The following is a 14,634-nucleotide window of genomic DNA, read 5'->3' as shown; positions in this document are numbered from 1 at the left end:
CAGGGCGGATGGTGATTCAATCCGTCACAAGCGGAAAGAGCTTTCACCATAAGGCCTCCGATGGCTATATGAGCGGACGTTGATCATGCTGGAATGGATATTATGACAGACACTGTTCTCGACCGTTTTCTCCGCTACGTCGTCATCGACACCCAATCCGATCCCGCCTCGTCCACGCAGCCGACCACCGAAAAACAGAAGGATCTCGGCCGGATTCTGGTTGCCGAGCTTTTGGAGATCGGCCTTTCGGACGCGCATCTCGATGAGCATGGTTATGTTTATGCGACCATTCCGGCCAATACCGACAAGACCGTGCCGGTCATTTGCTTCTGCTCGCACATGGACACTGCGCCTGACTTCACCGGCAAGAACGTCAAGCCGCAGATGGTGAAGGCTTATGCGGGCGGGGATATCCAGCTTCCCGCTGACCCGAGCCGGGTGATCCGCGTGTCGGAACATCCTGAGCTGAAAAACCAGATCGGCAACGATATCGTTACCACCGACGGAACGACTTTGCTCGGGGCCGACGACAAGGCTGGCCTGGCAGAAATCATGACTGCGGCCCAGATCCTCGTCGACAATCGTGAGATCAAACACGGGCCGATCAAGATCCTGTTCACCCCGGACGAGGAAGTCGGTCGCGGCGTCAACAAGGTCGACCTGGAGAAGCTCGGTGCGGATTTCGCCTATACGATGGACGGCGAAACCGCCGGCCATATCGAGGACGAGACCTTTTCGGCAGATAGCGTCGATATTGTTATCACAGGCGTCGCAATCCATCCGGGTTTTGCCAAGGACAGAATGGAAAATGCCATCAAGATCGCCGGCGCGATCATCGACCGGCTACCGAAGGAGATTGCGCCGGAGGCGACTGAGGGAAGGCACGGTTTCATTCATCCGACAGGAGTGGCCGGCTCGATGGAAAAGGCCGCAATCAGCCTTATCGTCCGCGATTTCACCGACGAGGGTCTGACCGAAAAGGAAGCGATGCTCGAAGCGATCGTCAAGGACGTGATGAAGGCTTATCCGGGCTCGACCTATGATTTCGACGTGAAGGAACAGTACCGCAATATGAAGGTGGTTCTCGACCGTCATCCTGAGATCGTCGAGAACGCAGTCGAGGCGGTGCGCCGGGCGGGTATGACGCCGGTACGCGGCAGCATCCGCGGCGGCACCGACGGCTCGCGTCTTTCCTTCATGGGCCTGCCGTGTCCCAACATTTTCGCTGGCGGTCACGCTTTTCACTCGCCGCTCGAATGGATCAGCCACCAGGATATGGAAAAGGCTGTCAGAACGATCGTGGAGCTTGCGAAGGTCTGGGAAGAGCGCGCCTAGAGCCTTTACTGGTTCGATTGAAGCATTCTGCCGGAGCAGGTTTGTGTCAGGGCAAAGGCGATTGGCGAAGGGCATACCTGCAGGTACGGCCGAGCCGATCGCCTTTGATCCTGGCGCAAAGATGCCCGGCCTGGCTGGTTTGCAAGCAAACCACCGGGGTTGGCTGAAACGGGCCGCCTGATCGACCGGCCGGCTTGGCCGTAGATCTGGGCTACGACGCGCGCTGGCCGGTCGACCATCCGACTCTGTTTGAGCCAACAGAATGCTGCAATCCTGCCAGGAAAGGCTCTAGCGCTCCTCCCTCCGGGATCAGCCGCCGTTTGCCGGAATGCTTGGCCGCAACATCACGCTGTCATAGGCAGGGCGCGGTGTTGGGATGGCGATCGGTGTGCCGGGTTCAGGCTCGATTGCCGTCGCCGCTGCGGGCATCGGCATCGGGTTGATGCTTGCCGTCGCCGCTGGGTCGGGAGATGGGATAGGTACCGGAACATCTGACGGAATCAGCACCTCGAACTGTGGCGGCAGCATGCTCTCGCCGGGGACATAGTTCATCGCGACTTCGTAGGACGGCAGTGGTGGCGGCGTTTCGAGCGTGCCATTTTCGTCGCGCTTTTCATAGAAGGCGTTGCCGCCCGCTACCGTCACATAGTGCATGTTATTGTAGGGAAATTTCAATCCGGCGGTGTGGAAGAACATTGCGTCCTTCACTGCCGGGTGGCGTTCGCCGCTCAGGATCGCGTCAGCTGCGGTCGCAAGCTCCGGCTCTGCCTGCGGCTTGACCTCGCGTGTCAGGACGCCAGGCGCAAACTGCTTCTTCTGGGCCACGACGCCGCAGATGGAGTCGGCATAGGCGCCGGAGGTCAGCCTGTTCATGATCACACTGCCGACGGCGAGATAGCCATTCTCGTCCGAATGCTGCGATTCGAAGTACATCGCCCGCTTCAGGCAGTCGCGATCTTTTGTGGTGTAATTGAAAGTGACCTTTGCCGGTTGAACCTGTTTCGATTTGGCTTTAACCGGCGCTGCCGCCGGTTTCGGTGTCGTCGTGCAGCTCGCGGCTGCCAGTCCTACGAATAAAATCCCGACCAGGGATTTTCCAAAGGAAATCTCCGCCCTCAACGCCAGGTGCCTCCTATTGGAATTAGTCCAGCCCTTCTCGATCTAAGCGAAAACGTTTTTACCCGGCATGTGACAAAAATACAAACAACCGGAGATCACAAAAATAACAACGGGTTCCCGCCAAAATACGATTCTGGCGGGAGCCGATGTTGGAGCAACGTCAATTCCGGAAAAGCTTCCAGCGTGTCGGCTTGAAGGCGACGCGCGATCGGTCGAGCCTGTCGGCCTCGCTCGGCGGAAGCTCGATCTCGATATGCGGCCGGTCGTTGCCGATGTCGAGCTCGATATGGCGGGTACCCGCGACGCGCCGGCTGGCGACCGGTCGGCCGGCAATGCAGTTCTCGGCGGATTCGCAGAGCCGGACATCGTGCGGGCGGAAATAGAGCTGCGCAGCGCCGTCGGCCTCACCCTCGGCATTGAGACCCAGGGAGCGGCCTTCGAAGCGGATATCGCCTTCGGCCACTTCCACCTGCAGGCAATTGGACTGGCCGACGAAGCCGAAGACGAAGGGCGAGTTGGGGGTGTCATAGACCTGGTCCGGCGTGCCAACCTGCTCGATTGCACCCTGGCTCATAACGACGACACGATCGGCAAGCTCCATCGCTTCGTCCTGATCGTGGGTGACGAAGACGGTGGTGTGGCCTGTTCGGTCATGGATTTCGCGCAGCCATTTGCGCAGGTCTTTGCGCACTTGTGCATCGAGCGCGCCAAAGGGTTCGTCGAGCAGCAGGACGTTCGGCTCGACCGCCATGGCGCGGGCTAGCGCCACACGCTGGCGCTGGCCCCCGGAAAGCTGTGCCGGATAGCGCTTTTCAAGGCCAGAGAGCTGCACCAGATCGAGCAGCTCCAGTGACCGCTTGCGGATCTCCGCCTTTGGCGGACGGCGCGACGCACTGCGAACTTTCAGGCCGAAGGAGACGTTCTCGAGCACTGTCATATGGCGGAAAAGGGCATAGTGCTGGAATACGAAGCCGATATTGCGCTGCTGGACGGTCTTTCTCGATGCATCCTCTTCGCCGAAGAAGATCTGGCCTTCGGTCGGGCTTTCAAGGCCGGCGATCAGACGCAGAAGCGTGGTCTTACCGGAACCGGACGGGCCGAGCAGTGCAATCAATTCACCAGAGCGGATATCGAGCGAGACATCGTGGAGCGCCGGAAAGCGATCGAATTCCTTGCGTAGGTTTTGGACGCGTACTTCCATTCTAATTCCCTCAGTGCCGCCGGCTGGCGGCGATTTCGGCGCTATAGCGCATTTCCAGCAGCGTCTTCAAAACAAGCGTGACGAGGGCAAGCAAGGCCAGAAGCGAAGCGACCGCAAAGGCTCCGGTGAAGTTATATTCGTTGTAGAGGATTTCCACCTGCAACGGCATCGTATTGGTCTGCCCGCGAATATGGCCTGACACAACCGAAACGGCGCCGAATTCGCCCATGGCGCGGGCATTGCAGAGAAGGACGCCGTAGAGCAGGCCCCATTTGATGTTCGGCAAGGTGACGTGCCAGAAGGCCTGCCAGCCACTCGCGCCAAGCGAAAGAGCTGCCTCCTCATCCTGCGTTCCCTGTTCCTGCATGAGCGGGATAAGCTCGCGCGCAACGAAGGGGAAGGTGACGAACATAGTGGCGAGGATCAGCCCGGGCGCCGCAAACAGGATCTTGATGTCATTGGCGCTCAGCCACTGGCCGAGCCAGGTGTTGGCGCCGAAGAGCAGCACGAAGACGAGACCCGAGATAACAGGCGAGACCGAAAAGGGCAGATCGATCAGTGTGGTCAGGAACGCCTTGCCTTTGAATTCGAACTTGGCGATCGCCCAGGCAGCGGCGATGCCGAAGACGAGGTTGAGCGGCACGCTGACGCCGGCAACGATCAATGTCAGGCGGATCGCCGAGAAGGTTTCGGCATCCTGGAGCGCTGTGAAGAAAGCGCCGGCACCCTTGCGAAAAGCTTCGACGAAGACGGCTGCAAGCGGCAGCAACAGGATCAAGAGCAGGAAGACGAGTGCGATCACAACCAGCGTGATACGGGCGACCTTGCTCTCTGTGACAGCCGAATGAACCTTGTGCGGCTCTACGGTCGAAACGGTTGCGCTAGCATTAGACGCCATAACCGTACCTCCGCCTGCTCCAGCTCTGGATGAGATTGATGACAAGCAGCATCGTGAAGGAAATGATCAGCATGATCGCCGCGATGCCGGTCGCTGCTGCATAGTTATATTCTTCGAGCTTGATGACGATCAGCAGCGGCGCGATTTCCGATTTGAACGGCAGGTTGCCGGCAATGAAGATGACCGAGCCGTATTCGCCGACGGCGCGGGCAAATGCAAGGGCGAAACCCGTCAGGACTGCGGGCGCAAGGCCCGGCAGCAGCACGCGCGCTATTGTCTGGAAACGATTGGCGCCGAGCGTGGCGGCAGCCTCCTCCACCTCCTTGTCTATCTCTTCCATGACCGGCTGGACCGTTCGCACGATGAAGGGCAGGCCGACGAAGATGAGGGCGACAACAATGCCGGCCGGCGTGAAGGCGATCTTGATGCCGAGTGGCGTCAGGAACTGCCCGACCCAGCCGTTCGGAGCATAGAGCGTGGTCAACGCGATGCCGGCGACGGCCGTCGGCAGGGCGAAGGGCAGGTCCACCATGGCGTCGATTACGCGTTTGCCGGGGAACCGGTAACGCACCAGCACCCATGCAAGGATGACACCGAAGACGACGTTGAGACAGGCGGCAATGAAGGCGCAGCCGAAGCTGATGCGCAACGCGCTCAGTGTCCGCTGGTCGAATGCAATGCCGAAGAACTTCTCCCAGCCAAGTGTGCTCGACCGCCAGGCGAGGCCAGACAGCGGGATAAGGACGATGAGGGTAAGCCAGATCAAGGTAAGGCCGAGCGCCAGTCCGAAACCCGGAATGACGCTCGGCCGCTTGAACCGCCACCGTGTGGGGTTATGTGCGCTCATAAGACCTATTATTGGGCCGGCTTGTAGATCTGGTCAAATACGCCGCCATCGCCGAAGAATTTCGGCTGTGCATCCTTCCAGCCGCCGAAGTCGTCAATCGTGGCGAGCGTTAGCTTAGGGAAGCGGGCAATGTCGGCCGGATCGGCTGCTTCCGGCTTGATCGGGCGGTAATAGTGCTTTGCCGCGATCTTCTGGCCCTCATCCGAATAAAGGTAGTTCAGATAGGCTTCCGCGACCTTGCGTGTGCCCTTCTTGTCGACGTTGCCATCAACGACTGCGACCGGCGGATCGGCGCGGATCGAGAAGGTGGGGGTCACGATCTCGAACTGGTCGGGGCCGAGTTCCTCGAGCGAGAGATAGGCTTCGTTTTCCCAGGCGAGCAGGACATCGCCAAGGCCGCGCTGGACAAAGGTGGTCGTAGCACCACGAGCGCCAGTATCGAGAACCGGAACATGCTGCAGCAGTTTCGCTACATATTCCTGCGCCTTGGCGTCGTCGCCGCCATTGGCCTGTTTGGCCCATGCCCAGGCAGCCAGGAAGTTCCAGCGAGCGCCGCCCGAAGTCTTCGGGTTCGGCGTAATGACCTGCACGTCCTCCTTGACCAGGTCGCTCCAATCCTTAATGCCCTTGGGGTTGCCCTTGCGCACGAGGAAGACGATCGTCGAAGTGTAGGGGGTTGAATTGTTCGGGAACTTGGCCTTCCAGTCGGCCGGGATCTTGCCGGTCTTCTTTGCGATGGCGTCGATATCGCCTTCGAGGGCGAGCGTCACGACATCGGCCTCCAGGCCATCGATGACGGAGCGGGCCTGGGCGCCGGAACCGCCGTGTGATGCCTGGATCGTCACGGTTTCACCGGTGTCCTTCTGCCACTTGGCGGCAAAGGCAACGTTGAAATCTTTATACAATTCGCGCGTCGGATCATAGGATACGTTGAGAAGCGTCTGATCGGCGAAGGCCGGTGCGACGCTGCCGATCGCAAAGCTGCTTGCCATGACCGCGGCCGCGATGAGCCGGGTGAGCCTTGAAGTCTGCATGGGAACCCTCCGTGGTTATGCGGTAAACTCTATCAACTAGGTCGTATAATGAAACGAAGATTGTTCCGGTTCCGGGGACCAACCTTAGAAAGCCATCCCATTTTCAGCGGCTGATTGCGAACAGGACGTGCTGACAGTTGGTCGCGGCCGATCAGGCCGTTACGCCACAATCGTGATTTTTCTGCCACAGTTCGAACTTGAAAGTGGCTCTGATGTGTCGATTTTTTGTCCTCTTTTGCAGCACTGACGTTTTCGAGTGCCTACATGGACGTCCGGTCGTTGGGATTCGGCGACCGACGGCAGGGGTGCCCTTGAAGCACTGCTTGCTTCTTTCAAACCGTAAAAGGTCTTTCTGATGTCTATTAAAACTATCCTTCTTGGCTCTGTCGCCGCCCTTGCAGCGGTTTCCGGAGCACATGCAGCCGACGCTATCGTCGCCGCCGAGCCGGAGCCCGTAGAATATGTTCGCGTTTGCGACGCCTACGGGACTGGCTACTTCTACATCCCGGGCACGGAAACCTGCCTGAAGATCGAAGGTTACATCCGTTTCCAGCTTAATGTCAGCCAGAACGCCGGCGGCCGGGATACCAACGACTCTGACTGGGATGCCGTTACCCGTGGTCAGGTCACCTTCCAGACCAAGAACGACACCGAGTATGGCACGCTCACGGGCGTTATCACGCTGCGTACCAACGCTGACAACGCCACCAACCAGACGACGACGCTCGACGAAGGTTATATCGATATCGCCGGCTTCCGCGTTGGTAAGCAGTACAGCTGGTGGGATGACGATCTGAGCGGCGAGACGGACACGCTCTCGAGCAACGAAACGACCCACAACTCGATCCGCTACCAGTACGAGACCGACCGCTTCGCAGCCGGTATCTCGCTCGACGAACTTGAAGAAGCCTATGACGAGAAGCCGGGCGAAGGCCCGAACAACTTCGGCGTCGCGGCCCAGGTTTCCTTCAAGAGCGGCGCATTCAGCGGCTACCTGCTCGGCAGCTACGATACCGACAACGAGGAAGGCGCCATCCGCGCAATCCTGTATGCCGACATCGGTCCCGGCACCCTCGGCCTCGCTGGCATTTGGGCTAGCGGCGCTAACTACTACTACGAAGAGTCCGAATGGACGGTCGCTGCCGAGTACAAGGTCAAGCTCACCGACAAGTGGGCGGTTACCCCGGCCTTCCAGTACTTCGACAAGATCGATCTCGACGCTGACGGCAAGGGCTTCAGCGGCGGCAGTGCCTATACGACCGGCGTCACCGTCGACTACCAGATCGCTGAAAATCTGCGCAGCAAGGTCAGCGTTCAGTATCACGACGAAGAAGACGGCGACGACGAAACCTTCGGTTTCCTGCGTCTCCAGCGCGACTTCTAATAAAAGTGGGCCGAAGCGGCCCCTTTGTTCCGATTTGCCTTCTCCCCGTCACGGCGGGGAGAAGGTGGAAAGCGCGAATCGGATTCCTTACACGCGCAAATCGGCGATGAAATCCGAATAGAATTCATCGACGCTTCTGGCCTTGCGCATGGCGGCCAAGACGCCTTCCGATTGAAGCCTGCGGGCGATGGCGGCAAGCACGTTCAAATATTCCCCACGATTGTTTTCCCCGAAGAGCAGCACGAATGCGATGTCCGTCGGGATATCATCGATCGCATCAAAATCCAGCGGCTGGGCGAAGCGGATCAGCATGCCGCGTGGGCTCGTCATACCGTCGATAGCCGCATGCGGAACAGCAATGCCGTTGCCGATACCGGTAGAGCCGAGCTTTTCACGGGATTCGAGTGCCTTAAGGACGGTCTGGCTGTCAATGCCGAAGGCCTTGCCAGCCTTTTCGGAGATAGCCTGCAGCGCGCGCCATTTGGTCGTCACCGAGAGGCCGATCAAAGTGTGCTCCGGCCGGATGATATTGGAGAGGTTCATTTCTTTCTCGATGCTGTTTTCGGCGCGTATCAGTCAGGCTCGCGGAGCCGATAGCCGACGCCGGTCTCGGTGGTGATATAGTGTGGCTGGTCGGGAATCTGCTCGACCTTTTGCCGCAGCTGGCGCACATAGACGCGCAGATATTGCACGTCCGCTGCCGGACCCCACACCTGCTTCAGAAGAAACTGATGGGTCAGCACCTTGCCGGCGTGCTGGGCGAGCACGCGCAGGATGTCATATTCCTTCGGCGACAGCTTGATCTCCCTGCCGTCGACCTTGACGATGCGCTTGACGAGATCGATCGACAGGCCCCCCGTCTGGAAGATCGCTTTCTCGCCTTGCTGCTGCAGGCGATGCCGGAGCGCCACGCGGATACGGGCACCGAGCTCGTTGATGCCGAAGGGCTTCGTGACATAGTCGTCGGCGCCGGTTTCCAGCGCCTTGACGATGCCGGCCTCGTCGGTGCGGCTCGACAGAATGACGACAGGCATGGTGAGCCCGTCCTCGCGCCATTCCTGCAGAAGGTCATGGCCTGGCATGTCGGGAAGGCCGAGATCGAGCACGATGAGGTCAGGCTGCTCATCCTTGACGGATTGGCGCGCGGCCGCGGCGTTCGGTGCCTCATGGACTTCATAGCCCTGCGCGGTGAGGCCAACGCGTAAAAGCTTGCGGATCGGGGGCTCGTCGTCGACGACGAGAATCTTGACGGCTGAACCGGTCACTTGAGTTCATCCAGTTTGGGAATGTCATTCGGTTTGGGAAGGCGGATGGTGAAAACGGCGCCGGACCGGTCGGTGCGGTTGCCTGCCGTGATCGTTCCGCCCATTGCTTCGATGAAGCCCCGACATATGGAAAGGCCGAGGCCGGTGCCGGCGCGCACCTGATCGCCCTTGCGCACGCGATAAAAGGTGTCGAAGATGCGGGTGAGGTCTGCAGGGGGAATGCCCGGCCCCTCGTCGGAGACCTGTACGACGACGTTTTCGGCGTCCGCCCAACCCTCTATGCGGATGACCGAGCCTTCGGGCGCGTATTTGGCGGCATTGTCGAGCAGGTTGAAGAGGACCTGTTCGAAGAGAACGGGATCGACGCGGACCATGGGCAGGTCGGCGGGAATCGTCATTTCCGTTCTGTGACGGTCGAGAATCTTGGCGGCGCGGCGCAACGCGCTGCCGGCGATGTCGCCGGCATAGTGCAGCGCGTAATTCGGTTCCATGGCGCCGGATTCGATCTTTGTCATGTCGAGCAGGTTGGCGATGAAGCGGTTGAGCCGTTCGGATTCATCGACGACAGTCGAGAGAAGGTCCGTGCGGTCATTGGCCGACATGGAATCGAAATAGTCGCGCAGCGTGCCGGACGCGCCGAGGATCGCTGCAAGGGGCGTCTTCAGATCATGCGAGATCGAAGTCAGCAGCGCCGAACGCAGGCGGTCTGCTTCCGCCGCAAGTTTCGCCCGATCGACATCGGCAACGAGCTGTACGCGCTCGATGGCGAGGGCCGCCTGGTCGGCGAGCGCGTCCAGAAGGCGCTGCTGCTCGGGCGTCAGGAGCGGGCCGTCAAGGCGGTCGCTGTCGAGACCGATGACGCCGACGGCGGTGCGGCCGGTGCGCAGCGGTACATAGAGGCGCTTGGCGCCGGGCAGGGTGTCCGCGCCACGTCCGGCGGCGTGATTATGCTCCCAGGCCCAACGCGCGGCGGCAATATCGGCGTCGTCGAGCGTATCGTCGGGCGGATATCCGGCCTTCACCGCGATGGAATTATCCTCCGGCAGGAGCAGAACGACGCGTAGCTTGAGCATGGAGGCGATCTGGAAGGCGGTTGCCCAGAGAACGTCGTCCAGCGTGCCGGTGCCGGCGAGCTTCTTGGAAAAGAGATAGAGGTCCTCTGTCGTTCGCGCCCTTTGCCGGGCCGCCGCCGCCTGTCGCTGCACGGTTGCGGTCAGATTGGAGGCGATGACGGCGACACCGAGGAAGAAGAAGAGTGCCAGCACGCTTTCGGGGTCGCTGATCGTCAGCGTATAGCGCGGCGGGAGGAAGAAGAAATTGAAGGAGAGAGCACTGACGATACAGGTATAGAGCGCCGGCCTCAGGCCGTGGAGGACGGCCGATGTCAGAACGGCCATGAGGAAGACGAGAGCCAGGTTGCGCACGTCCAGAACCTGATCGAGCACCACACCGACAGCCAGGGCAATCGCGACATAGACGGTCGAGAGGATATAGGATCTGAAATTCAGCGTCGGGACGCTCGGAGCCGCTTTGACGCCGCGTTGCGAGGCGGTATCCTTATCATTGCCGGAAATGACATGCACGCTGATGTCGCCGGCTCGGCGGATCAGCTCATCCGGCGTCGAGCGGCTCCACCACCATTCGCGCCATGTCGGCTTATTCGGCGCGCCGATGACGATGTGGGTGACATTGTTGCTGGTTGCGTGGCGCACCAGCTCTTCGGACACTTCGCGGCCGGGAATGGTAATCGCCTCGCCGCCAAGCTGTTCGGCAAGTCGCAAGGTGGCCGCGATCGTGTCGCGCTGCGCTTCCGAGAGATTGATGGACCGGTTGGTCTCGATATAGACCGCCGCCCATGGCCCGCGCAGCCGCGCGGCCATGCGAGAGGCGTAGCGAACCAGTGACGCGGAGCGGGGATGTTCGTCAATCGATACCAGGACGCGTTCGCCAGCGGCCCACGGGCCGGAAATCGCATGCGCCTGCATATGCGTCAGCAACTGGTCGTCGACACGCTGGGCAGTCTTGCGCAGGGCGAGTTCGCGCAGCGCCGTCAGGTTGCCGGGCGTGAAATAATTGGTCAGCGCGCGTTCGGCGGTCTTTGCCACATAGACCTTGCCATCGTGAAGACGCTTGATGAGGTCGTCAGGTGTCAGGTCGATGATCTCGATATCGTCAGCCATGTCGATCACGGAGTCCGGCACAGTTTCGCGCACGCGGATGCGAGTAATCTGTGAAACGACGTCGTTCAGGCTTTCGACATGCTGGATGTTCAGCGTCGAATAGACATCGATGCCGCGGTCGAGCAGCTCCTTGACATCGAGATAACGCTTCGGATGGCGGCTGCCCTCGGCATTGGTATGGGCGAGTTCGTCGACCAGAACGAGATCGGGCTTGCGCGCAAGAATGGCATCGAGATCCATCTCTTCAAGCGATTGGCCGCGATAGGTGATCTTCACACGCGGAACGATCTCGAAACCGGCAAGGAGTGCCTCGGTCTCTTTGCGGCCATGGGTCTCGACGACGCCGATCACCACGTCGAGACCATCGGCCATCTTGGCGCGGCCGGAGACCAGCATCTCATAAGTCTTGCCGACGCCGGGGGCGGCACCCAGGAAGATCTTGAGGCGCCCGCGCGACTCCGCGCGGGCCTTTTCAAGCAGCGCATCGGGCGAGGGCCTGCCGGCCTGATCGCGGTGGTCGTCTGGCATCGGTTTGGTCTTTCTTCACGAGCAAGCCCCGGTCCGCTTGCCGCGGTCCGGGGCTCTCGACCTTTACTCACTCATAGAAGCATCAAGGTCCTGGTTCAACGCCAGAACATTGACGGTCGGCTCGCCAAGCAGGCCGAGTTCGCGGTCCGTGACGGCAGCATCGACCAGCGCTTTTACCTTGGCTTCATCGACACCCCGCGCCTTGGCGACGCGCGGCACCTGGAAGTAGGCGGCATCGGGTGAAATATGCGGATCGAGGCCGCTGCCCGAAGCAGTGACGAGATCGGCTGGGACCTCGGCATTCGGGTTAGTCGCCTTGGCAGCGTCATAGTCGCCCTTCACGCGATCGATCAGCTTTTGGCTGGTCGGGCCGAGGTTGGAGCCCGAGGATGCAGCGGCATTGTAGCCATCGCCTGCAGCGGACGGGCGGCCGTGGAAATACTTGTCACTGGTGAAGGCCTGGCCGATCAGCGTGGAGCCGATGATCTTTCCGTCCTTTTCAATGAGGCTGCCATTTGCTTGGAAGGGGAAAATGGCCTGAGCGGCACCGGTCATGGCGAGCGGATAGAGAAGGCCGGTGATAGCCGTGGTGGCAACGATCATGACGATTGCGGGACGAAATTCTTTCAACATTGAATTACTCCTTAGGCGAGGCCGACGGCGGTGATGACGATGTCGATCGCCTTGATGCCGATGAAGGGGACGATGATGCCGCCGAGACCGTAGATCAGCAGGTTGCGGGAGAGCAGCGCGCCGGCGCCGATCGGGCGGTAGCGCACACCCTTCAGTGATAGCGGGATCAGTGCGACGATGGTCAGCGCGTTGAAGATGATCGCCGAGAGAATGGCGCTCTGCGGCGTGGCGAGGCCCATGACGTTGAGCACGCCGAGCTGCGGGTAGAAGGTCAGGAACATCGCCGGGATGATGGCGAAATACTTGGCGATGTCGTTGGCGATCGAGAAGGTCGTCAGCGCGCCGCGCGTCATCAAGAGCTGCTTGCCGATCTCGACGATCTCGATAAGCTTCGTCGGGTCGGAGTCGAGGTCGACCATGTTACCGGCTTCGCGGGCAGCGACCGTGCCGGTGTTCATGGCCACACCGACGTCGGCCTGAGCCAGAGCCGGAGCATCGTTCGTGCCGTCGCCGCACATGGCGACCAGCTTGCCCCTGGCCTGTTCCTCGCGGATGAGTTGCAGCTTGTTCTCAGGCGTCGCCTGGGCGAGAAAGTCGTCTACGCCGGCTTCGGCCGCAATGGCGGCTGCCGTCATCGGGTTGTCGCCGGTGATCATGACGGTGCGGATACCCATGCGCCGCAGTTCGTTGAAGCGCTCGCGAATGCCGCCCTTGACGATATCCTTGAGCTGGATGACGCCGAGCAGCTTGCCGTCGCGGGCAACCGCAAGCGGCGTGCCGCCGGCCTTGGCGATCTCGTCTGATATCGATTGCAGTTCGCGGACGATTTCGGCGCCGTTCTTCGAGGAGGCATCGCCATTGACGTAGGTGAGCACAGCATCGACCGCACCCTTGCGGATCGCCGAACCTTCGAGGTCGACACCGCTCATGCGGGTCTGGGCGGTGAAGGGTACGAAAGTGGCTTTCAGGCTCGCCATGTCGCGGCCGCGGATTGCGTATTTCTCTTTGGCGAGCACGACGATCGAGCGTCCTTCGGGCGTCTCGTCGGCGAGCGAGGCAAGCTGGGCCGCATCGGCAAGATCTTGCTCGGAAATGCCGCGGACCGGGCGGAAGCTGGTGGCCTGGCGATTGCCGAGCGTGATCGTGCCGGTCTTGTCGAGCAGCAGTGTGTCGACGTCGCCGGCTGCCTCGACGGCGCGGCCGGACATGGCGAGCACATTGAAGCGGACGAGACGGTCCATGCCGGCGATACCGATCGCCGAAAGCAGGGCGCCGATCGTGGTCGGGATCAGCGTGACGAAGAGGGCAACGAGCACGATGATCGGGATCGAGCCGCCGGCATAGGAAGCAAAGCTCGGGATCGTCGCCGTGGCGAGCACGAAGATCAGCGTCATGCCTGCGAGCAGGATGTTGAGCGCGATCTCGTTGGGTGTCTTCTGGCGTTCGGCACCTTCGACGAGCGAGATCATTCGGTCAAGAAAGGTCGAGCCCGCAGCCGCGGTGATGCGCACGCGGATCCAGTCGGACAGAACCTGCGTACCGCCGGTTACGGCCGAGCGGTCGCCACCGGACTCACGGATGACAGGGGCGGATTCGCCCGTGATGGCCGCTTCGTTGACCGAGGCAACGCCTTCGACGACTTCGCCATCCGAGGGGATGATGTCGCCGGCTTCGACGAGAACGAGGTCGCCGACCTTGAGGCTCGTGCCCGGCACCATGCGGTAGCCGCTGCCGTTATTGGCAGTGAGCAGCTTGGCCTGGGTTTCAGTACGCGCCTTGCGAAGCGAGTCTGCCTGCGCCTTTCCGCGGCCTTCGGCGACGGCTTCGGCGAAATTGGCAAACAGCACGGTGAACCAGAGCCAGAGGTTGATCTGGAAGGAAAAGGCGAGATTGCCATTGCCTGAAACGAGGTCGCGCAGGAACAGAACTGTGGTCAGTGCCGAAACCGTGGCCACGACGAACATGACCGGGTTCTTGGCGAGGGTGCGCGGGTTGAGCTTGGTGAAAGCAGCGCCCACGGCCGGGATGAGGATGCGAGAATCCAGGATGCTCGCGGATTTTGCCTGGCTCATAAGAGACTCCAGCTTTGAAACGAGGATGGCAAACCGGAGAGCCGGTCAGCCCTGTAAAATTCTGATGGCGCAGAGGATGACGAGCAGGCCTGCCGTCATCACCAGGATGATGTCGGAGGCGCGCGGGGTTCGCTGGGC

At 60.7% G+C, this 14,634-nt stretch carries 12 protein-coding genes; 2 read left to right on the top strand and 10 right to left on the bottom strand.

Annotated elements, in window-relative coordinates; all coding sequences use genetic code 11:
• The first annotated feature begins 102 nt into the window (after positions 1 to 102).
• Positions 103 to 1,335 (top strand): peptidase T, encoded by a 1,233-nt coding sequence (gene pepT / locus JNB85_RS00640; protein ID WP_220332462.1) that lies wholly within the window; start codon positions 103 to 105, stop codon positions 1,333 to 1,335.
• 309 nt (positions 1,336 to 1,644) lie between these two features.
• Here pepT and JNB85_RS00635 read toward each other — a convergent pair whose 3' ends face one another.
• From JNB85_RS00635 to JNB85_RS00615, 5 genes are all read right to left on the bottom strand, one after another.
• Positions 1,645 to 2,454, bottom strand: coding sequence for a cell wall hydrolase (locus JNB85_RS00635; RefSeq protein WP_220332461.1), 810 nt, complete (start codon positions 2,452 to 2,454; stop codon positions 1,645 to 1,647).
• Positions 2,455 to 2,614: 160 nt separating this feature from the next.
• Positions 2,615 to 3,655, bottom strand: coding sequence for a sulfate/molybdate ABC transporter ATP-binding protein (locus JNB85_RS00630; protein WP_220332460.1), 1,041 nt, complete (start codon positions 3,653 to 3,655; stop codon positions 2,615 to 2,617).
• Positions 3,656 to 3,665: 10 nt separating this feature from the next.
• A complete protein-coding gene (gene cysW / locus JNB85_RS00625; RefSeq protein ID WP_220332459.1) occupies positions 3,666 to 4,553 on the bottom strand; it encodes a sulfate ABC transporter permease subunit CysW in 888 nt (295 codons plus the stop codon).
• Positions 4,543 to 5,400: a sulfate ABC transporter permease subunit CysT gene (gene cysT / locus JNB85_RS00620; protein ID WP_220332458.1), complete on the bottom strand. Its 858-nt coding sequence runs from the start codon at positions 5,398 to 5,400 to the stop codon at positions 4,543 to 4,545. Before cysT ends, cysW begins: the two co-directional genes overlap by 11 nt.
• Positions 5,401 to 5,408: 8 nt before the next feature.
• Positions 5,409 to 6,434 (bottom strand): sulfate ABC transporter substrate-binding protein, encoded by a 1,026-nt coding sequence (locus tag JNB85_RS00615; protein WP_220332457.1) that lies wholly within the window; start codon positions 6,432 to 6,434, stop codon positions 5,409 to 5,411.
• 355 nt (positions 6,435 to 6,789) lie between these two features.
• On the opposite strand from JNB85_RS00615, the gene JNB85_RS00610 reads away from it, so the two are divergent.
• Complete coding sequence (locus JNB85_RS00610; protein WP_220332456.1) at positions 6,790 to 7,818, top strand: porin; 1,029 nt, start codon at positions 6,790 to 6,792, stop codon at positions 7,816 to 7,818.
• An 87-nt stretch (positions 7,819 to 7,905) separates the two neighbouring features.
• On the opposite strand, the gene JNB85_RS00605 is transcribed toward JNB85_RS00610, so the two are convergent.
• The 5 genes from JNB85_RS00605 to kdpB all read right to left on the bottom strand — a co-directional run bounded on the left by JNB85_RS00605 (position 7,906) and on the right by kdpB (position 14,496).
• A complete protein-coding gene (locus JNB85_RS00605) occupies positions 7,906 to 8,361 on the bottom strand; it encodes a PTS sugar transporter subunit IIA (protein WP_220332455.1) in 456 nt (151 codons plus the stop codon).
• Positions 8,362 to 8,390: 29 nt separating this feature from the next.
• Positions 8,391 to 9,083, bottom strand: a complete 693-nt coding sequence (locus JNB85_RS00600) for a response regulator transcription factor (RefSeq protein ID WP_220332454.1) — start codon at positions 9,081 to 9,083, stop codon at positions 8,391 to 8,393.
• The gene (locus JNB85_RS00595) at positions 9,080 to 11,791 is read right to left on the bottom strand and encodes a sensor histidine kinase (RefSeq protein ID WP_220332453.1); all 2,712 of its coding nucleotides are present in this window, start codon (positions 11,789 to 11,791) and stop codon (positions 9,080 to 9,082) included. Before JNB85_RS00595 ends, JNB85_RS00600 begins: the two co-directional genes overlap by 4 nt.
• A gap of 63 nt (positions 11,792 to 11,854) precedes the next feature.
• Complete coding sequence (gene kdpC / locus JNB85_RS00590; protein ID WP_220332452.1) at positions 11,855 to 12,424, bottom strand: potassium-transporting ATPase subunit KdpC; 570 nt, start codon at positions 12,422 to 12,424, stop codon at positions 11,855 to 11,857.
• Between the two features lie 11 nt (positions 12,425 to 12,435).
• Positions 12,436 to 14,496: a potassium-transporting ATPase subunit KdpB gene (kdpB, locus tag JNB85_RS00585; protein ID WP_220332451.1), complete on the bottom strand. Its 2,061-nt coding sequence runs from the start codon at positions 14,494 to 14,496 to the stop codon at positions 12,436 to 12,438.
• Positions 14,497 to 14,634 lie beyond the last annotated feature (138 nt).

Origin of the sequence: Rhizobium mesosinicum (assembly GCF_019511345.1) — a bacterium.
GTDB lineage: Bacteria > Pseudomonadota > Alphaproteobacteria > Rhizobiales > Rhizobiaceae > Rhizobium > Rhizobium mesosinicum.
The sequence above is the reverse complement of the archived record's forward strand: the minus strand, read 5'-3'. Positions and strand labels throughout refer to the sequence as shown.